The organism is Pseudomonas sp. LBUM1649 (genome assembly GCF_059716155.1).
Genome location: NZ_CP166807.1, coordinates 5,414,986 through 5,432,969, shown reverse-complemented (window position 1 = coordinate 5,432,969; position 17,984 = coordinate 5,414,986). Strand labels below are relative to the sequence as shown.

General features: G+C 60.5%; 16 protein-coding genes. 9 read left to right on the top strand and 7 right to left on the bottom strand.

What is annotated here, in order from left to right:
* The first annotated feature begins 150 nt into the window (after positions 1 to 150).
* The 4 genes from ACA058_RS25125 (at position 151) to ACA058_RS25110 (ending at position 4,275) form a co-directional block, all read left to right on the top strand.
* Positions 151 to 1,254, top strand: a complete 1,104-nt coding sequence (locus tag ACA058_RS25125) for an extracellular solute-binding protein (RefSeq protein WP_497636369.1) — start codon at positions 151 to 153, stop codon at positions 1,252 to 1,254.
* A gap of 193 nt (positions 1,255 to 1,447) precedes the next feature.
* A complete protein-coding gene (locus ACA058_RS25120; protein ID WP_497636368.1) occupies positions 1,448 to 2,356 on the top strand; it encodes an ABC transporter permease in 909 nt (302 codons plus the stop codon).
* The gene (locus ACA058_RS25115; RefSeq protein WP_497636367.1) at positions 2,353 to 3,201 is read left to right on the top strand and encodes an ABC transporter permease; all 849 of its coding nucleotides are present in this window, start codon (positions 2,353 to 2,355) and stop codon (positions 3,199 to 3,201) included. Before ACA058_RS25120 ends, ACA058_RS25115 begins: the two co-directional genes overlap by 4 nt.
* An 18-nt stretch (positions 3,202 to 3,219) precedes the next feature.
* Entirely contained in the window at positions 3,220 to 4,275 is a 1,056-nt protein-coding gene (locus tag ACA058_RS25110) for an ABC transporter ATP-binding protein (RefSeq protein WP_497636366.1), read from the top strand.
* A 114-nt stretch (positions 4,276 to 4,389) separates the two neighbouring features.
* Here the strand turns inward: ACA058_RS25110 and ACA058_RS25105 are convergent, their stop codons facing one another.
* Entirely contained in the window at positions 4,390 to 5,331 is a 942-nt protein-coding gene (locus ACA058_RS25105; RefSeq protein WP_497636365.1) for an AraC family transcriptional regulator, read from the bottom strand.
* 336 nt (positions 5,332 to 5,667) lie between these two features.
* Between ACA058_RS25105 and ACA058_RS25100 the strand changes: the two genes are divergently transcribed.
* Positions 5,668 to 6,021: a putative quinol monooxygenase gene (locus tag ACA058_RS25100; RefSeq protein ID WP_497636364.1), complete on the top strand. Its 354-nt coding sequence runs from the start codon at positions 5,668 to 5,670 to the stop codon at positions 6,019 to 6,021.
* Positions 6,022 to 6,062: 41 nt separating this feature from the next.
* Complete coding sequence (locus ACA058_RS25095; RefSeq protein WP_497636363.1) at positions 6,063 to 6,293, top strand: hypothetical protein; 231 nt, start codon at positions 6,063 to 6,065, stop codon at positions 6,291 to 6,293.
* Here the strand turns inward: ACA058_RS25095 and ACA058_RS25090 are convergent, their stop codons facing one another.
* The 3 genes from ACA058_RS25090 to ACA058_RS25080 all read right to left on the bottom strand — a co-directional run bounded on the left by ACA058_RS25090 (position 6,294) and on the right by ACA058_RS25080 (position 9,009).
* Positions 6,294 to 6,923 carry a flavin reductase family protein gene (locus ACA058_RS25090; RefSeq protein ID WP_497636362.1) on the bottom strand — a complete coding sequence of 210 codons (630 nt, stop codon included), beginning with the start codon at positions 6,921 to 6,923 and terminating at the stop codon, positions 6,294 to 6,296.
* 233 nt (positions 6,924 to 7,156) lie between these two features.
* A complete protein-coding gene (locus ACA058_RS25085; RefSeq protein WP_497636361.1) occupies positions 7,157 to 7,372 on the bottom strand; it encodes a hypothetical protein in 216 nt (71 codons plus the stop codon).
* A gap of 317 nt (positions 7,373 to 7,689) precedes the next feature.
* Positions 7,690 to 9,009 (bottom strand): MFS transporter, encoded by a 1,320-nt coding sequence (locus ACA058_RS25080; RefSeq protein WP_497636360.1) that lies wholly within the window; start codon positions 9,007 to 9,009, stop codon positions 7,690 to 7,692.
* A 238-nt stretch (positions 9,010 to 9,247) separates the two neighbouring features.
* Between ACA058_RS25080 and ACA058_RS25075 the strand changes: the two genes are divergently transcribed.
* Positions 9,248 to 10,507 (top strand): IS256 family transposase, encoded by a 1,260-nt coding sequence (locus tag ACA058_RS25075; RefSeq protein WP_497635083.1) that lies wholly within the window; start codon positions 9,248 to 9,250, stop codon positions 10,505 to 10,507.
* Positions 10,508 to 10,680: 173 nt separating this feature from the next.
* On the opposite strand, the gene ACA058_RS25070 is transcribed toward ACA058_RS25075, so the two are convergent.
* The 3 genes from ACA058_RS25070 to ACA058_RS25060 form a co-directional block, all read right to left on the bottom strand.
* The gene (locus ACA058_RS25070; protein ID WP_497636359.1) at positions 10,681 to 12,012 is read right to left on the bottom strand and encodes a sigma-54-dependent transcriptional regulator; all 1,332 of its coding nucleotides are present in this window, start codon (positions 12,010 to 12,012) and stop codon (positions 10,681 to 10,683) included.
* Positions 12,006 to 13,772: a sensor histidine kinase gene (locus ACA058_RS25065; protein WP_497636358.1), complete on the bottom strand. Its 1,767-nt coding sequence runs from the start codon at positions 13,770 to 13,772 to the stop codon at positions 12,006 to 12,008. Before ACA058_RS25065 ends, ACA058_RS25070 begins: the two co-directional genes overlap by 7 nt.
* 143 nt (positions 13,773 to 13,915) lie before the next feature.
* Complete coding sequence (locus ACA058_RS25060) at positions 13,916 to 15,439, bottom strand: fumarate hydratase (RefSeq protein ID WP_497636357.1); 1,524 nt, start codon at positions 15,437 to 15,439, stop codon at positions 13,916 to 13,918.
* Positions 15,440 to 15,935: 496 nt separating this feature from the next.
* Between ACA058_RS25060 and ACA058_RS25055 the strand changes: the two genes are divergently transcribed.
* Both ACA058_RS25055 and ACA058_RS25050 read left to right on the top strand, forming a co-directional pair.
* On the top strand, positions 15,936 to 17,042 hold the full coding sequence (locus ACA058_RS25055) for a GGDEF domain-containing protein (protein ID WP_497636356.1): 1,107 nt from the start codon (positions 15,936 to 15,938) through the stop codon (positions 17,040 to 17,042).
* Positions 17,035 to 17,970, top strand: coding sequence for an iron-sulfur-binding ferredoxin reductase (locus ACA058_RS25050; RefSeq protein ID WP_497636355.1), 936 nt, complete (start codon positions 17,035 to 17,037; stop codon positions 17,968 to 17,970). The genes ACA058_RS25055 and ACA058_RS25050 overlap by 8 nt, the downstream gene beginning before the upstream one ends.
* Positions 17,971 to 17,984 lie beyond the last annotated feature (14 nt).

Here is a 17,984-nt window from a genome sequence, read left to right as displayed (position 1 = left end):
TTATCGATAGTCAGGTGTTTTACACGACCTCAGGATGAACCCGTCGGCTCAGCTCACACCTCGTAAAAACGCGGAGTTGAAGCTGGTCTGGCCGCGCGGATGCAACGGTTGCGACCAACCTAATACTTAAAAAAACAAAGGGAGTCCGTAATGGGCGAGCACGATCTGAACAGACGTCAATTCATCAAGACCGTGGGCGTAGCCTCGGTTGCCGCGGCGGCCATGAGCCTGCCGTTCGTCAAGGCCAATGCCAGCGACACCCGCTTTCAAGGCAAGACCCTGCGCCTGCTGACCTGGTCCGACGACACCGGCCTGGCGGCACTGCGCAACATCGCCGCGACCTTCGAAGACAAATACGGCTGCAAGGTCATCGCCGACCGCACTGGCAGTACTTCGGAAATGGTCGCCAAACTCAAGGCCGGCGGTGATCGTCCGCAGTACGACATCATCACCCTGGCCGGTGTCGGCGCCGAAGGTCTGGCCGCCGCCAACCTGCTGGAAAAACCCGACCTCAACCGCATTCCCAACCTGGTCGACGTACCGGAGAAATACCGTACCGGCGCCAATGGCCACGGCATCGGTTACCTGCTCTGGTGCAACAGCCTGGTCTACAGCACGCGCACCATCAAGGAAGCCCCGAACAGCTACGCCGCCCTGTGGGACGCCGACCTGTCGCCGAACATCTTCCTGCCGCCGCCGAACTGGACCGAGGCCATGGACCTGATCATCATCGCCGCCAAACTGGCCGGTGGTGACGAGCACAACATTGAGCCGGGCTTCAAAAAACTCGCCGAGCTCAAGGATCGTGTGGTGACCCTGGGCGAAAACCCGAACCAGATTGCCGAGCTGTTCCGCACCGGTTCCCTGGACATGGGCGGTCTTTACGCCCCGGCGTTTTTCCCGAAACAGATCCGCGATCCGGCCTACGGCCTGGGCGCCACCTTCGGCATGAAGGAAGGTTTCTACACCGACCTGATGCTCTCGGTGATGCCGAAGAATCGTCCGGGCGATACCGACCTGACTTACGCTTTCATCAACCACTCCCTGGACCCCTTGGTGCAGGGCAAGATGGCTGAAGACATCTACAACGGCCCGGTCAACGCCAAGGCGATCATCTCCGCCGAAGCGCGCAAGAGCCCGTACATTCTCACGCCGGAGCAGATTGCCGAGAAGGCGATCATGCACGACAACGCCTTCCTGGCCACCGTGCATGACCAATGGATTCGTCGTTACACGGAAATCTTTTCTTCCTGAACGTGTGACGAACACAGGATCTTCAACCACTGAAGATCCCCTGTGGGAGCGAGCTTGCTCGCGATTGCTGACTGTCATTCAACATTGATGTCGACTGATACACCGCTATCGCGAGCAAGCTCGCTCCCACAGGGGGCGAAGTGGTTTTGAGGACTGTGTTCGTCAGCTGCTTTCCATTGACGAGAACATTGCTATGGAACACCAACCTCTGACCCATCCGGTGAGCATCGCCCCTGTGCGCGCCAACCGCGGTGTTTCGCCGACAGCCCGTGCCTGGTTTTTCCTCACGCCATCGATGCTGTTTCTGGGCGTGCTGATCGCCGCCAGCCTTTTGGTGTTGCGCATGAGCGTGGGCACCAAAGGCGCGGAATGGTCCGGTTTCAGCCTGGCCAGTTACGCCCAATTGCTCGAACCCTACTACCTCAAATCCCTGATGCTGACCCTGCGCCTGGCGCTGATCAGCGCGGTGATCGCGGTGGTGCTGGCGATCCCGGTGGCCTACACCATGTCCCGTCTGACCTCGCCCTTTGTGCGCCGGATCTTCCTTGCCGCGGTGCTGTTGCCGTTGCTGGTCAACCTGTTGCTGCAAAGCTACGGCTGGCTGGTGATTCTCGGCCCGGGCGGCATGCTCAACCAGGCACTGATGGGCCTGGGCCTGATCAAGCGCCCGATCATGCTGCTGTACAACCAGAACGGCGTACTGATGGGTCTGGTGCAAACCGCTTTCCCGCTGGCCGTGCTGCCGATTGCCAGCGCCATGCGCGGCGTCGCCCGCAGTTACGAAGAGGCCGCCGCCACCCTCGGGGCCAGTCGCCTGCAGGTGTTCCGCCAGGTGGTGCTGCCGATGAGCCTGCCGGGGATCATCACCGGTGCGACGCTGGTGTTCGCCTACAACGCCAGCAGCTTCGTCGTGCCGCTGCTGCTCGGTGGCCGACGGGTGCCGATGCTGGCGGTGATGGTCCATGACCAGATCGCACCGCTGATGAACTGGCCCGCCGCATCCGCCGCTGGGGTGGTGCTGATCGTCACGACCCTCGCGATCATGACCCTGTCCGAATACATCACTGGCCGTCGTCGGCGCATGCTGGAGGCTTCGCAATGAGTACCCTGATCAAGAAGCGCCAGTCACTGATGCCGGGCGATACCGGCAAGTTCGCCGGCATCCTCTCGGGCTTCATTCTGCTGCTGGCGGTGCTGCCGATCCTGACCATGATCGTGATGTCGTTCAGCGGCGCGTCGAACCTCGACTTCCCGCCGAGCAGCTACAGCCTGCAATGGTACAAGGCCGCCTGGCACACCTTCGTGTCGCCGGATGCCAGCGATGTGCTGAGCCTGGGCACGGCCATGACCACCAGCCTGATGGTGGCGTGCCTTACCATGGTCTTCGCCACGCTCATCGCGGTGCCGGCAGCCTATGCGCTGACCCGTTGTGAATTCCGTGGCAAGGCCGTGGCACTGCAACTGATGTCGTTGCCCCTGGTGTTCCCGATGGTGGTGCTGGGCCTGGCGTTGCTGCTGGTGTTCGACAGCCTGCCGTTCCAGATGACCACCTCACGGCTGGTGATCGCCCACGTGATCCTGGCGTTGCCGTTCGTGGTGAAGAACTGCACGGCGGCCATGCTTTCGATTGGCAGCGAAGTCGAGGAGGCCGCGCAAATGCTTGGCGCTTCCCCGCTGCGGGCGATTGTCGACGTGGTGGTGCCGTTGATGAAGTCGGGGATCCTGGCGGGCATGCTGCTGGCCTTCATCGTCTCGTTCAACGAATTCACCGTGACCTATTTCCTCTACACGATCGACGTCATGACCGTGCCGATCTGGATGTACAGCCGCACCGTGTCTTCGCTCGACCCAACCGTATTTTCGTTTGCCGTGCTGATCGTGCTGATCGACTTCGTCCTGATCTGGGCGCTGGAGAAGCTGGTCGGTGAAGGTGGCGTTTCGTTCTGATTTCTTGAGGTGATTCTTATGTCTGGTCTGATTCTGGAAAACGTCGAGAAACATTACGGCTCGGCCTGCGCGGTAAAAGATGTGAACCTGCATTTGCCCGAGGGCAAACTGGTGTGTTTCCTCGGCCCTTCGGGTTGCGGCAAAACCACGTTGCTGCGGATGATCGCCGGCCTGGAAACCCTGAGCGGTGGCGAGATTCGCCTGGACGGCGAGGACATCGGCCATACCCCGGCGCACCTGCGTAATTTCGGCATGGTGTTCCAATCCCTGGCGCTGTTCCCGCACATGACCGTGGGGGAAAACATTGCTTATCCACTGAAACTGCGCGGCGTCAGCAAGGCTGATCAGCAGGCGCGGGTGGTGGAGTTGCTGGAATTGATTCAGCTGCAACCCATGATCGACCGGCCGGTGGCGAAACTGTCCGGCGGCCAGCGTCAGCGCGTGGCGATTGCCCGGGCGATTGCCAATCACCCGAAAATCCTCTTGCTCGACGAACCGCTGTCGGCGCTGGACGCCAAGCTGCGCGAGTCGATGCAAGTGGAAATCCGCCAGCTGCAACAGCGCCTGAACATCACCACCATCATGGTCACCCACGATCAGCGTGAGGCCATGACCATGGCTGATATCGTCGTCGTGCTGGGTGAGCATAAAGTGCAGCAGGTGGGTACGCCGATCGAGATCTACCGTCACCCGGCCAACGAGTTCGTTGCGGACTTCATCGGTTCGGGCAACATCTTCCCGGCCACGGCGCTGGGCAATGGCAAGGTCAGCCTGCCGGGCGGCGATGCGTTGCAAGTGCCGATCTGCAGCAGCATTGTGGTCGGTGAAAAAGTGAAGATGCTGATTCGCCCGGAAGACCTGCAACTGTCGGCGCCGCAGGCGACGGCGGGTAACCGCTTGCTGGGCAAGGTAACGTTCGTGCGGGATATCGGCGCGACCATCGAGACCACGGTTGAGTGTTCCGGGGTGTCGTTTACGGCGTTGAGCACGCCGTGTCAGGGGATTGGCTTGAGCATTGGGCATCCGGTGTCGGTGACGTTGCCGGCTGAGGCGTGTCGCGTTCTCGGCGCCTGACTGACTGGCCCTTTCGCGAGCAGGCTCGCTCCCACAATGGATCGGCGTGCCCCAGCCCCCTGTGGGAGCGAGCTTGCTCGCGATGGGGCCGGCACTGCTTGCAAAAAAGTCAGCTCAAACCGACAACCGCAACCGCGCCAAATCCCGCAACGGCGGCGCCCCGAACAACCGGCTGTACTCACGGCTGAATTGCGAAGGGCTTTCATACCCGACCCGATACCCCGCAGCCGAGGCCTCCAACCCTTCGGCCAGCATCAAGCGCCGCGCCTCTTGCAGGCGCAATTGCTTCTGATACTGCAACGGGCTCATCGCCGTCATCGCCTTGAAGCGGTGATGCAAGGTCGACACGCTCAGGTTCACTTCCTTTGCCAAATCATCGATACGCAACGGCTGCTCATAATTGCCGTTGAGCCACTTGATTGCCTGGCTGATGCGATGACTATGACTGTTGGCAATGGCGATTTCATACAGCCTGTGCCCCTGCTTGCTGCGTAACAACCGGTAGAGAATTTCCCGGCGAATCAGCGGCGCGAGCATGGCGATGTCTTTCGGTGTGCCGAGCAGTCGCGCCAGGCGCAGCACGGCGTCGAGCATTGCGCTGTCGAGCCGTTCGACATACAGCCCGCGCCCGGTTGGCCGGGTGGGTACGCCGAGGGGGCCGGCGTCGGCGATCAGCGCGGTGATTTCCGCGGGGTCGATGTCCAGCCGCAAGGCCAGAATCGGTTCCTCGGTCGAGACATTGACCACCCGCCCGCTCAGCGGCATCGAGACCGAGACCACCAGGTAGTTCAGCGGGTCGTAATTGAAGTACTCGTTAGCCAGCTGAACTTCCTTGCGTCCCTGGGCCATGATGCACAGCGCCGGTTGCGCCAGAACCGGGGCAAACTCGTGGGACTGGCTGTGGCGCGACATGAACAATGAGCCGATGGCAGTGGCATAATTGCCATCTTCCGCGGTGTTGCGACGGATGATCGCCGCCAGTTCCGCGCGCTGTTTTTCCATGTTGGCGTCCAGCGGGGCTTGTTGCGGGTGTAAAAAGTGATCGAGAGACGACATGCAAGGCATCCTCGGCAGGGCACGGGTGATGGGGCAGAGCATAAGTTTGTGCAAGCAACAGCGGTAGACACATCCTGCCTGATGCTTGCCTGATTCTGCACGGGTTTGTTTCCTTGCTCTGTCAAGGCAGGACGTAGCCCTGAGCTCTTGCTTGAAACTCGTATGGCAGACCCTGACAGTGTTTTTCACATTGTTACGGTTAGCCCACGCACAATCGCAGGATTGTGCAACGCACCGGCAGGAATCGACTAACAACACAGGCACAGAGGCCTTTAACCTTTGATCCTGTCGCAGCCTGTCCCCTGGCTGCCACGCGACTTCCCCGGAGGGTTGAACATGTCGAAGCAGATCCCCGTCAGTCATATGGCCTTTGTCCGGGCGCACGCCGGGCGTTCTCAAGAGCTGGGAGTGCGCCTGAGCGCGCTGATCGAGCCATCCCGCGCCGCGCCAGGCTGCCTGAGCTTTGCCTTGCAGCACTCGCAATGCGACCCGCAGTTGTGGCTGGTGTCCGGTTTCTGGGTCAACCAGCAGGCCATGACCGCGTACTTCAGCACGCCGGCCATGGAGGTTTTTGCCGAGCTGGTGCAGGAACTGGTGGTCGACAGCCTGGATTTTCACACCTTCAAGGATGTGTCGGCGGCGCAGGCGTTGCGTCGGTCCGGAGCAGCGGTACACAAACTGGCCGGTTGAGGGTTTAATGGCAGCATTCTCAACCAGCCAGGATGCGCGACATGGCACGCAAAGCCTTTGAACACTTCGAAGCCGTTTCAGCCGTAGTACCGGGCGAGGGTGGTTACCATGCCGCAATCGCCGTCAAAGCGTTGGGTGGTTCCGGCGCCCCGCGTTTTCACAAAGTACTGGTAGGCCAGACCTTCAAGACCGCCCATGACGCCGATCTGGCGGCCGCCAAAGAGCTGACCCGCCTCAAGGACGTCAAAGAAGACGCCGACCTGCTCTGGTAATTACTTCACCGCCCCCGGGCGATACATCTTGAACAACGCCTCAGGCCCCAGCTGGAAATAATCCGCCGGCCCGCCGCCGCGCAGAATCGGTTCTGCCGCGGCGGTGTCGTACACCCCATCCTTCAACAGCCACTTGGCGATATGCACGGCGACCACTTCGCCGAGAATCAGCCAGCTCGGCACCACATTTCCATCCGCCCGCTGCAGCTGAATGATCTGGGTGACCTTGCACTCGAAGGACACCGGGCTTTCGGCGACCCGTGGTACCGCAATGACTTTCGAGGCGACGGTGGTCAGCCCGGCCAGTTCGAACTCGTTGACCTGCGGCCCGACCATGGCGCTGCTCTGGTTCATCTGCCCGGCCAATGGCCGGGTGGCCAGGTTCCAGGCGAATTCACCGGTCTGTTCGATGTTGTTCAGGCTGTCTTTGCGCCCGACGCTGGAAAAACCAATGATCGGCGGAATGTAGTTGAAGGCGTTGAAAAAGCTGTAAGGCGCCAGGTTCAAGTGGCCTTCGGCATCCTGTGAAGAAATCCAGCCGATGGGACGCGGGCCGACGATCGCGTTGAACGGATCGTGGGGCAGGCCGTGGCCGTTGGCGGGTTCGTAATAGTGGATGTCGTCGGGCATGGAGAAAATCCTGGGGCTTTCGGGAGGTGGCCATGGTGCAAGGCCCCGCTGCATTTTTCCAGCCAATTGAATTTCTGTAGGAGCAAAGCTTGCTCGCGATGAGGCCGGCACATGCAGCATCACTGTTGGCTGATACACCGTCATCGCGAGCAAGCTTTGCTCCTACAGGGAATAGTGCGCTCCAGAAATGACTAAGCCCGGGCGAAGCCGGGCTGTGGTGCCGTTATTGCGGATTAGCTGACGGAAGCACCGCCAGTACGATCGTAGCCATCTTCGGCGAAAGTTGCCGAGCCCGTGCGTTCGTAGCCATCTTCAGCGACGGTAGCGGAGCCGGTACGGTCATAGCCGTCTGCTGCAACAGCGGAGCCAGTACGGTCGTAACCATCGGCGGCGAAGGTGTTGGCAGCCAGTACGGACAGGGCGATGGCGAGGAACAGTTTGGTTTTCATCTTCATTTCTCCAGGTTCTTTGGCGTTTTGTCTCTTGGGCATGGGTTTCATGCTACGCCAATTAAACTGATTAAAAAGCGCAAAATGATGCTAAAAACAATCGATTAAGTAGATGTTAACGCTATCGGTTGTTTTCGCTTTCAAGGTCTGAGTAACCGCATCAGGGCTAATCGATTTGGCAGGTTCAGAATGGGGGACGAGCATTAACTCGTGATTAATCCGTCTTCCAAGGGGATGAAGGATTTTTCATACGGGGCTCAAGCAAAAAAAGGGGCAGATCCCGACGATCTGCCCCTTTTGCTGTAACGCGTCTGGACTTAGTCCGTGAGGATCCGCGAATGCTTGCGGGTATCTTTCATGGTGATGTACACCAGCAAAGACACGGCGATGCACGCGGTGACATACCAGTAGTAACCAGTTTCCATGCCAATGCTCTTGAACCACAGCGCGATGTATTCAGCGGTGCCGCCGAAGATCGACACGGTCAGGGCATACGGCAGGCCCACGCCCAGGGCGCGGATTTCGGTCGGGAACAGTTCGGCTTTCACCACCGCGTTGATCGAGGTGTAGCCGCTGACGATGATCAGCGCCGCCATGATCAGGAAGAACGCGCCCCACCAGGTCTGGATGGTGTGCAGGGTCATCAGGATCGGCACGGTGAAAATCGTGCCCAGTACGCCAAACGCGATCAGGATTGGACGTCGGCCGATCTTGTCTGACAGGCCGCCGATGATCGGTTGCAGGCACATGAACAGGAACAGCGTGGCCGCAGAAATGGTGGTGGAGTCGGAGATGCTCATGCCGACGGTGTTCACCAGGTATTTCTGCATGTAGGTGGTGTAGGTGTAAAACGCCAGCGTACCGCCCATGGTCAGGCCGACCACGGTCATCAGTTCCTTCGGATGGCGCATCAAGGTGCGCATCGCGCTTTCCTTGGCCTTTTCTTTCTTGGTGAACGACTCGGTTTCTTCCATGCCGCGGCGCAGGTACAGCGCGACCACGGCACACAGCGCACCGATGGCGAACGGGATGCGCCAGCCCCAGGCATACAGCTCTTCGGTGGTCAGTACGTTTTGCAGGATGATCAGTACGCCCAGCGCGATGAGCTGGCCGGAGATCAGGGTCACGTACTGGAAGCTGGAGTAGAAACCGCGACGTTCCCTGGTCGCCATCTCGCTGAGGTAAGTGGCGGAAGTACCGTATTCGCCCCCGACCGACAGTCCCTGCAGCAAACGGGCAAACACCAGCAGGATCGGCGCACCGATACCGATGATTTCATAGCCCGGGCTCAGGGCAATCAGCAGCGAGCCGAAGCACATAAGGTACACCGAGGCCATCAGCGCCTTTTTACGCCCGACTTTGTCGGCGTACAGGCCCATCAGCCACCCGCCGATAGGGCGCATCAGGAAGCCCACGGCGAAGATCGCAGCGGTGTTCAGCAGTTGTGCAGTGGTGTCGCCTTTGGGGAAAAAGGTCTTGGCGAAATAGAGAGAGAAAGCGGCGTAGACATACCAGTCATACCACTCGACCATGTTGCCGACAGAACCGCTGAAGATCGATTTGATACGGCTGGAGGTAGTACGTTCTTTTGTCGGCGCGGCAGCCGACCCACGGGGCAGGGTATTGGAGTTATCCATTGAAGGATCCTTCGTTTAATTATTTTTTATGGAGCGCGCATAAACGCAGCCTGCGGGGGCTATAGCAGGAGCTGTGCCAAGAGGGAGATGGCCGGTTTAGAGGGGTCTAGGAAAGTTTGTGAGCGGAAATTCGCTCATGGAAGACTGGGTGTGAGCGGAAAATTGCTTAGGCGCTTCTGATGTTGAGGGACTGTCATAAATTTTGTGTTCGGGCATAACATGTTGAAGAGGTGCATGTATGCCGACCAAAAAGAAACCGGCCCGCGAGGCCCAGCGTGACCTACCATCCATTCCAAAAGAGCTGATCGACCAGTTCGTGAACGGTCCGATGAGTGCCGAAGCCATTCAGGACGCTTCGATGGCGTTCAAAAAGGCGCTGATTGAACGAGCCTTGGGAGCCGAACTCGGCCACCACCTTGGCTACCCTCAGGGCGCGCAGCGCCCTGAGGAGTCGAGCAACCAGCGTAATGGTAAGAGCGGCAAGACCGTGCTGACCGATGACGGCCCGCTTCGCCTGGACATCCCCAGAGACCGCGATGGCAGCTTTGCTCCGATTCTGATCCCCAAGCACGAGCGCCGCTTTACCGGCTTCGATGACAAGATTATTGCCATGTATGCACGCGGCATGAGCGTGCGCGAGATTCGTGCATTTCTATCGGAGCAATACGGCACAGATGTCTCCCATGACTTCATCAGCTCAGTCACCGATGCAGTTCTGGAAGAGGTCAGTGCTTGGCAGCAGCGACCACTTGAACCCATGTACCCAGTCATTTTCTTCGATGCTCTGCGGGTCAAAATCCGTGACGAGGGGGTGGTTCGCAACAAGGCCATTTACTTAGCCCTGGGCGTATTGCCGGACGGTACACGAGATATTCTGGGCATCTGGATTGAAACGACCGAGGGTGCCAAGTTCTGGATGAAGGTTTTCAATGACCTCAAGACTCGAGGCGTCGAAGACGTTTTGATCGCTGTCACTGACGGACTCAAAGGCATGCCAGAAGCCTTGAGTGCGGTGTTCCCTCAGACGACGCTGCAGACCTGCATCGTCCACTTGATCCGTAACAGCCTTGATTACGCGGCCTGGGATAAACGTCGCGAACTGGCCAAAGCCCTGAAGCCGATTTATCAAGCACTCAACGCTGAAGTTGCCGAGCAGGCTTTAGATGCCTTCGAATCTGGACCTTGGGGTAAACAATATCCAACGGTGGCTGCTGCCTGGAGGCGTGCCTGGGACCGAGTCATCCCGTTTTTCATCTTCCCGCCAGCCATACGAAAAGTGATCTACACCACCAACGCCATCGAGAGCATCAATGCTCAGTTGCGCAAGATCATCAAGACAAGAGGACATTTTCCAACCGATGATGCGGCGACAAAGCTGATCTGGCTGGCACTGCAAAATATCACCGCCAATTGGGGCAGTCCGGCCCATGACTGGAAGAACGCAATGAATCAGTTCGCGGTTTTGTACGGAGATCGATTCATCAGGCCAACTTGGTGAAATGAAGGCCTGCCTTACGGCAGGCTGTTACCGGCCCGCACACAAAAAATCTGACACTCTCGATGTTGATCGTTCCCACGCTCCGCGTGGGAATGCAGCCCGGGACGCTCTGCGTCCCAAAAGCCGAACGCGGAGCGTCCGTTGAGGCATTCCCACGCGGAGGGTGGGAACGATCATTCACCGAGGAACATCTCGCGATTAAGCCCATGCCGCTGCATCTTTTCATTGAAGGTACGACGCGGCAGCTGCAGTTCTTCAAGCACCGCTTTCACATCACCTTTGTGCCGGGTCAACGCCGCACGCAGGCACTGCGCTTCAAAGGCTTCCTGCTGCGCAGCCAGTGACTGCCCCGGCTCGATGCCCGCCGGTACAGGCTCGCCAAGTCCCAAAACCTGGCGCTCGGCCACGTTTGCCAGCTCGCGTACATTGCCTGGCCAGTCGTGGCTCAACAGATGGCTCAACTGCGGCCCGCTCAACGGCGCAAAGGTGCGTCCCAAGCGCTCGGCGGCACTGCGGGCAAATGATTCGTACAACAACGGAATGTCTTCGCGACGATCGCGCAACGGTGGCAGGCGCAATTCGGCGACGTTCAAACGGTAAGCCAGGTCCTCGCGAAAGCGTCCGGCCCGTGCTTCGTCGAGCAGGTCCGGCTTGGTCGCGGCGATGATGCGCAAATCCACACGAATACTCTGGTTCGAGCCCAGGCGCTCAAGCTTCTGCTCCTGCAACACCCGTAGCAATTTCACCTGCTGCGCCAGGGGCATGCTTTCGATTTCATCGAGAAACAGCGTGCCGCCATCGGCGTATTCGAGCTTGCCGATGCGCTTGCCCTGGGCGCCGGTGAACGCGCCGCTTTCGTGGCCGAACAGCTCGGCCTCGAACAACTGCTCAGGGATAGCTGCGCAGTTGAGCGCGACAAACGGCTTGCCGGCGCGCGGCCCGAAATCGTGCAGGCAACGGGCAACCAGTTCTTTGCCGCTGCCGGTTTCACCGCGGATCAATACGTTGACCGGCAACGTCGCCAAGTCCAGAACTTGCCGACGCAGCGTTTGCAAGCCACGGGACACACCCAGCAACGTCGCGTCGAGTTTGGCGCGGTTGTCGGCCAGCTCGTGCAATGCGCGGTTTTCCAGCACCAGCCGGCGCTTTTCCAGCGCGCGGCGCAGGCTACCAAGCAGGGTTTGCGGGCTGAAGGGCTTTTCGAGGAAGTCGTAAGCGCCATCGCGCATCGCATCGACGGCCATCGGCACGTCGCCATGGCCGGTCAGCAGAATCACCGGCAAGTCGGCATCACGGCGCTGAACGTCGGCCAGCAGTTCCAGCCCGGACATGCCGGGCATGCGCACGTCGCTGAGGATCACGCCGGGGTAATGCGCGGGCAGTTGCGCCAGGCATTCATCGGCGCGGCTGAACAGTTGCACCTCGAAACCCGACAGGCTCAACCACTGTTCGACGGCGCTGCGGATGCTGCTTTCGTCGTCGACCACCATCACTGAATTCAGCATGTGCCAGGAGCCTCCGGATCGATAGGCAAGGTGAGTATGAACACCGCGCCGTTGTCGTGATTATCGGCGCTCAGTCGTCCGCCCGATTCGTGAACGATGGCAAAGGATACGGCCAGGCCGATACCCAGGCCATCGCCCACCGGTTTGGTGGTGAAAAACGGATCGAAGACCTTCGACAGGTTTTCTTCGGCAATGCCGCCGCCGTTGTCGATGACGCTCAGACGCCACAGTTGTTCGTCGACTTCGAGGCGGATTTCCAGGCGTTTGCAGGGTTTATCCTGCATCGCATCCAGGGCGTTGCGCAGCAGATTAATCAGCACCTGTTCCAGACGAATCGCATCGCCCCGCACCCACGCCGGGCGCGTCAGGTGCAGCACGGTGCTGACCTGTTCATCGCGCAGACGCGTGTCTAGCAGTTGCAACGATTGGTCCACCACTGAAGCCAGGTCCAGACGTTCGCGCAAGCCGCTGGGGCTTTTGCGGGCGAAGGTTTTCAGGTGGCCGGTGAGGGCGGCCATGCGCGTCAGCATGTCATCCACCGGTTTCAGTGCCTTGTAGGCGTCGTCGACCCGGCCGTGATCGAGCAGCAGGCGCAAGGTCGCCAGCTGCATGCGCTGGGCGGTCAGCGGTTGATTGATCTCATGGGCCAGCGCCGCCGACATCTGGCCGAGGGCCGCGAGTTTGGCCGATTGCACCAGACCGTCCTGAGCGGTGCGCAGGTCGCGGGTACGCTCTTGGACAAGCTGTTCGAGTTCTTCGCGACTGCGCTGGCGCATTTTCGCCAGGCGCCAACGCTGGTTGAGGAACAGTAGTAGAAACACCAGCGTCAGCCACAGGCCGGCCGCGGCGAGTGCGGCGTTGCGACTGTCTTCGAAGGCAACGTGCGGGCGGCGCAGCAGGTGCAGGGTCCAGCCTTCGGCGGCCAGCGGCAGAGATTCCCACAGATAATCGACAGGGCCGTCGGGGCCATTGACCCGTGCCAGGTCGCTGTTTTCGTCGAAGCGGCGCAACGATTGGTATTCAAGCGGTGTCAGCGGCTGCTTGTCGTATTGGCGGGTGGCCTTGAGTTCGGCGTGATCGCTGTCGCTCAGCGGTTTCAGGTGCCGATAGCGCCAGCCCGATTGGTTGGCGATGAAGATGATTCCGCGGGCGTCGCTGACCAGCAGGGTGTCGCTGCCCTGGCGCCATTCGCGTTCCAGCTCCGGAAACTCGAGCTTCACCACCATGGCGCCGAGAAACTGCTCGTCGTCGTTGGTCACGGCGCTGGACAGGAAGTAACCCGGTATCCCGCTGGTCACCCCAACGGCATAAAAGCGCCCGGTGCCCTGGGTTCGGGTCTGGTTGAAGTAAGGGCGAAAACCATAATTATGGCCGACGTAACTGCTGGGCAAGCGCCAGTTGCTCGCCGCCACGGCCAGGCCAGTACGATCGAGCAGTTCCAGGGTCGAGGACTCGGCGGCACCGTTGATCTTTTCCAGTTTGCGGTTCAGCACGTCCTGTTGCTCTGGGCTCACCGGGCCTTTGAGCGCGTCACGCAGCTGCGGGTCCAGCGCCAGTACCGAGGGCAGGGCGCGATAGCGTTCGATCAGGGTATGCAGGGACGTGGCGTACAGCGCCAGTTGCTGGTTGGCACGGGCCGCGTCATCGACCAGTGACTGGCGCTCGGTTTGACGAACGGCCAGGGTCGCTGCAAGGGCGGCACCCGCGATAATCAACAAGGTATACAGCGCCAGGCGCAAAGGACGAGAGGACTCAAACATGCTGGGCATTACACAGTGTACGGGGGGCGCACCATAACATGGGCCTTCGCGGTCCTCCCACAAAAGCGGCTCCTGCAAAAGGAGGCAACAAAAAAGGCGTCAGGAGAATCCCCCTGACGCCTTTGTCGTGCCAGTCGAAGCGCTTACTGCACTTCCACCGCCAGGCTTTCACTGATCTTTTGCTGCCAGATGGCAGGACCGGTGATGTGTACGGACTCGCCCTTGCTGTCGACCGCAACGGTCACAGGCATGTCCTTGACGTCGAACTCGTAGATCGCTTCCATGCCCAGTTCGGGGAACGCCACCACGCGGGATTTCTTGATGGCCTGCGCCACCAGATAAGCCGCGCCGCCGACTGCCATCAGGTAAACGGCCTTGTGGTCCTTGATCGCGTCGATGGCGGTCGGGCCGCGCTCGGATTTGCCGATCATGCCCAGCAGGCCGGTTTGCTCGAGGATCTGACGGGTGAACTTGTCCATCCGCGTCGCGGTGGTCGGGCCAGCCGGGCCAACCACTTCTTCGCGCACCGGATCGACCGGGCCGACGTAATAGATGAAGCGACCTTTGAGGTCTACCGGCAGGGTTTCACCCTTGTTCAGCATCTCGACCATGCGCTTGTGCGCGGCGTCGCGGCCGGTGAGCATCTTGCCGTTGAGCAGTACGGTTTCGCCCGGCTTCCAGCTCTGCACTTCTTCCGGGGTCAGGGTGTCGAGGTTGACGCGACGGGCCGACGGGCCGGCTTCCCAGACGATTTCCGGGTAGGCGTCCAGCGGTGGCGCTTCCAGCGAAGCCGGGCCGGTACCGTCGAGCACGAAGTGCGCGTGACGGGTGGCGGCGCAGTTCGGGATCATGCACACCGGCAGGGACGCGGCGTGGGTCGGGTAATCCATGATCTTCACATCGAGCACGGTGGTCAGGCCACCGAGGCCCTGGGCACCGATGCCCAGCTGGTTGACCTTCTCGAACAGCTCCAGGCGCATTTCTTCGATGCGGTTCTGCGGGCCGCGGGCCTTCAGCTCGTGAATGTCGATGGACTCCATCAACACTTCCTTGGCCATCACCGCGGCTTTCTCGGCGGTGCCGCCGATACCGATTCCGAGCATGCCCGGTGGGCACCAGCCGGCGCCCATGGTCGGAACGGTCTTCAAGACCCAGTCGACGATCGAGTCGGACGGGTTGAGCATGGCCATTTTCGACTTGTTCTCGGAACCGCCGCCTTTGGCTGCCACGTCCACTTCCACGGTGTTACCCGGAACGATGGAGTAGTGGATAACGGCCGGGGTGTTGTCCTTGGTGTTCTTGCGAGCGCCCGCCGGGTCGGCGAGGATCGAGGCACGCAGGACGTTTTCCGGCAGGTTGTAAGCCCGGCGCACGCCTTCGTTGATCATGTCGTCCAGGCCCATGGTGGCGCCATCCCAACGTACGTCCATGCCCACACGCACGAACACGGTGACGATGCCAGTATCCTGGCAGATCGGGCGGTGGCCGGTGGCGCACATGCGCGAGTTGATCAGGATCTGCGCCATCGAGTCGCGGGCTGCCGGCGATTCTTCACGCAGGTAGGCCTCGTGCATCGCCTGGATGAAATCCACGGGGTGGTAATAGGAAATGAACTGCAGGGCGTCGGCAACGCTCTGAATCAGGTCGTCTTGCTTGATCACGGTCATGAGTCGCGCTCCTCTAAAAGACGGGAACATTCTGTAGGGCAGCTTGAAGCTTGAGACTTGGAGCTGATCCTCTGGCACGCCGGGCATGCTGGCGCGACGCTAAAAAGGCGCGGCAGTATACCCCGCCTCGCGGGCGGGCACACGCGCCGACAGTCAATCTTGTGGCGAGGGGATTTATCTGTGGCGAGGGGATTTATCCCCGTTGGGTGGCGAAGCCGCCCCGAAAGCTGCACCTCGGTGCTTCAGGCATATCGCATGTGTCGGATTGACGACTGCTTCGCAGTCGAACGGGGATAAATCCCCTCGCCACAGATAAATCCCCTCGCCACAGATAAGTCGTCTCACCACAGGTAATCGGTTAGTCGGGGTCATGGCTTTGACGCCTGTTTGTCAATTTGAAAATTGAATGGTCATTTGTCAGACACACCACTAAAGTGACATTCGGTCTGTAGAGTAGGACGCTCTGTCAGTCTCCTTTCATAGGGTGAGTCAACGATTGACCCATAACGCCATCCAGCGCCTGTTGCTCAAACGTTTTGCCCTCGCAGCCGGCACCTACGCCCTGGCTTTGTTGCTGCTGTGGCTGGCGTTTTTTACCGGCCATTACGATGAACCGCTAGCTAATGTCGCCGTCGGCAGCGCGCTCGTGGTCGTCAGCCAGGCGGCGTTGTTCGTGGTGTTTTACAGCGGCTGCAACCTGCGTTTTTCCGACCCCAGCCTGACCGAGGCGCAGGTACTGCTGGGGCTGGGCTGGCAAACCTGGCTGATTGCCAATCTGGATGAGGCTCGCGGCGCGTTTCTGGTGTTCTACGTGCTGATTCTGTTGTTCGGGCTGTTTCATCTGTCGCGCCGTGCGTTTGCACGGTGCGCGTTGCTGGTATTTTTCAGTTTCAGCGCGCTCACGCTGTGGGAGGGCTACCACTTTCAGCTGGCCCATCCGGCGCTGGCCGCGTTGCAGGTGTGCGTGCTGTTTATCGTGCTGGTCTGGCTCGAGCTGTACGCCCGTTACGTCCAGGCCTCCCGCCTACGCATGCGTCAGCGCCGCTTCGCCTTGCAGGCGCACCAGGACACGTTGCGCGGGATGATGCGCCAGCTCGAGGACCTGGTGGCCACCGACGAGTTGACCGGATTGTTCAATCGCCGGCATTTCCTGCGCCTGGCGTCGCGCGAACTCAAAGCCATGGACGCCGGCATCGTGCATGGCCTGGCACTGATCGACCTCGATCATTTCAAGCGCATCAACGACATTCACGGACATGCGGCTGGCGATCAGGTGTTGCAAGCTTTTGCCGGCGTGGCCTCGGCCTGCCTGCGCGACGGAGATGTCCTGGCACGCTACGGCGGCGAAGAGTTCGTGGTGTTGTTGCCGGATTGCGATGCCGAGCGGTTGACTGCCTGTTGCGAGCGGCTGCGCATAGCCTTCACCGATGTCGAGTTGATCGGCTTGAAGGTCGGCAGTCTCAGCCTGTCCGCCGGCATGACCCTGCTGGTACCGGGCGATGATCTTGACGAGGCATTGCAGCGGGCTGACCAGGCGCTTTATCGCGCCAAGCGTGACGGCCGCAACCGATGCGCGGCGGCGTGGGAAAACGTCGATGCCTGAGTTGCGCGTTGGCGACCGCCAATGGTCGGTGGCAGCGGGCAGTAATCTGCTTGATGCCCTGAATCAGAACGGCGTGTCAGTACCTTATAGCTGTCGTGCCGGCAGTTGCCATGCGTGCCTGGTGCAATGCGTGCAAGGGCTGCCGAGCGACAGCCGCCCCGATGCCTTGAGCGCGGAGCAGCGCCAGCAAGGCTGGCGACTGGCCTGCCAGTGTCAGGTGGTCGTGGACTTGCAGGTGCACACTTTCGACCCGCTGGAGGATGGCCGGCCGGCCGAGGTCGCTGCCATCGATTGGCTGAGCGCCAGCGTGTTGCGCTTGCGCCTGACCCCACAACGGCCGTTGCGCTACAGCGCCGGTCAGCATCTGGTGCTATGGGCGGGCAATGTGGCGCGGCCGTATTCCCTCGCCAGCCTGCCGGAAGAGGACCGCTTTCTCGAATTTCACCTCGATTGTCGCCAGTCGGGGGAGTTCAGCGACGCAGCCCGTCACTTGAGCATCGGCGACCCGATCCGCCTCGGCGAGTTGCGCGGCGGGGCGTTGCACTACGACCCGGACTGGCACGACCGACCGCTGTGGCTGATGGCGGCCGGCACCGGCCTGGGACCGTTGTTTGGCGTGTTGCGAGAAGCGTTGCGCCAGGATCATCGGGGTGCCATTCGTGTCATCCACCTGGCCCATGATGCCAATGAGCATTATCTGGCCAAGCCGCTGCAAGCCATGGCGGTCAGTCGCCCGAACCTGACGGTCGAGCTGTGGACGCCGGCCGAGTTGCCAGCGGCTCTGGAACAACTGCGCCTTGTCTCTCGGCAAACCCTGGCCTTGGTCTGCGGAGCCCCCGACAGTGTCGACGCCTTTGCCCGGCGCCTGTACCTGGCGGGACTGCCGCGCAATCAACTGCTGGCCGATGTGTTCCTGCCCCGTGGTTGAGCGCTAGCACCACA

Excerpts from the sequence above, each read along its gene's own strand:
- ACA058_RS25125 (WP_497636369.1), top strand. The coding sequence starts at position 151 with ATGGGCGAGCACGATCTGAACAGACGTCAATTCATCAAGACCGTGGGC.
- ACA058_RS25120 (WP_497636368.1), top strand. The coding sequence starts at position 1,448 with ATGGAACACCAACCTCTGACCCATCCGGTGAGCATCGCCCCTGTGCGC.
- ACA058_RS25115 (WP_497636367.1), top strand. The coding sequence starts at position 2,353 with ATGAGTACCCTGATCAAGAAGCGCCAGTCACTGATGCCGGGCGATACC.
- ACA058_RS25110 (WP_497636366.1), top strand. The coding sequence starts at position 3,220 with ATGTCTGGTCTGATTCTGGAAAACGTCGAGAAACATTACGGCTCGGCC.
- ACA058_RS25105 (WP_497636365.1), bottom strand. The coding sequence starts at position 5,331 with ATGTCGTCTCTCGATCACTTTTTACACCCGCAACAAGCCCCGCTGGAC.
- ACA058_RS25100 (WP_497636364.1), top strand. The coding sequence starts at position 5,668 with ATGTCGAAGCAGATCCCCGTCAGTCATATGGCCTTTGTCCGGGCGCAC.
- ACA058_RS25095 (WP_497636363.1), top strand. The coding sequence starts at position 6,063 with ATGGCACGCAAAGCCTTTGAACACTTCGAAGCCGTTTCAGCCGTAGTA.
- ACA058_RS25090 (WP_497636362.1), bottom strand. The coding sequence starts at position 6,923 with ATGCCCGACGACATCCACTATTACGAACCCGCCAACGGCCACGGCCTG.
- ACA058_RS25085 (WP_497636361.1), bottom strand. The coding sequence starts at position 7,372 with ATGAAAACCAAACTGTTCCTCGCCATCGCCCTGTCCGTACTGGCTGCC.
- ACA058_RS25080 (WP_497636360.1), bottom strand. The coding sequence starts at position 9,009 with ATGGATAACTCCAATACCCTGCCCCGTGGGTCGGCTGCCGCGCCGACA.
- ACA058_RS25075 (WP_497635083.1), top strand. The coding sequence starts at position 9,248 with ATGCCGACCAAAAAGAAACCGGCCCGCGAGGCCCAGCGTGACCTACCA.
- ACA058_RS25070 (WP_497636359.1), bottom strand. The coding sequence starts at position 12,012 with ATGCTGAATTCAGTGATGGTGGTCGACGACGAAAGCAGCATCCGCAGC.
- ACA058_RS25065 (WP_497636358.1), bottom strand. The coding sequence starts at position 13,772 with ATGTTTGAGTCCTCTCGTCCTTTGCGCCTGGCGCTGTATACCTTGTTG.
- ACA058_RS25060 (WP_497636357.1), bottom strand. The coding sequence starts at position 15,439 with ATGACCGTGATCAAGCAAGACGACCTGATTCAGAGCGTTGCCGACGCC.
- ACA058_RS25050 (WP_497636355.1), top strand. The coding sequence starts at position 17,035 with ATGCCTGAGTTGCGCGTTGGCGACCGCCAATGGTCGGTGGCAGCGGGC.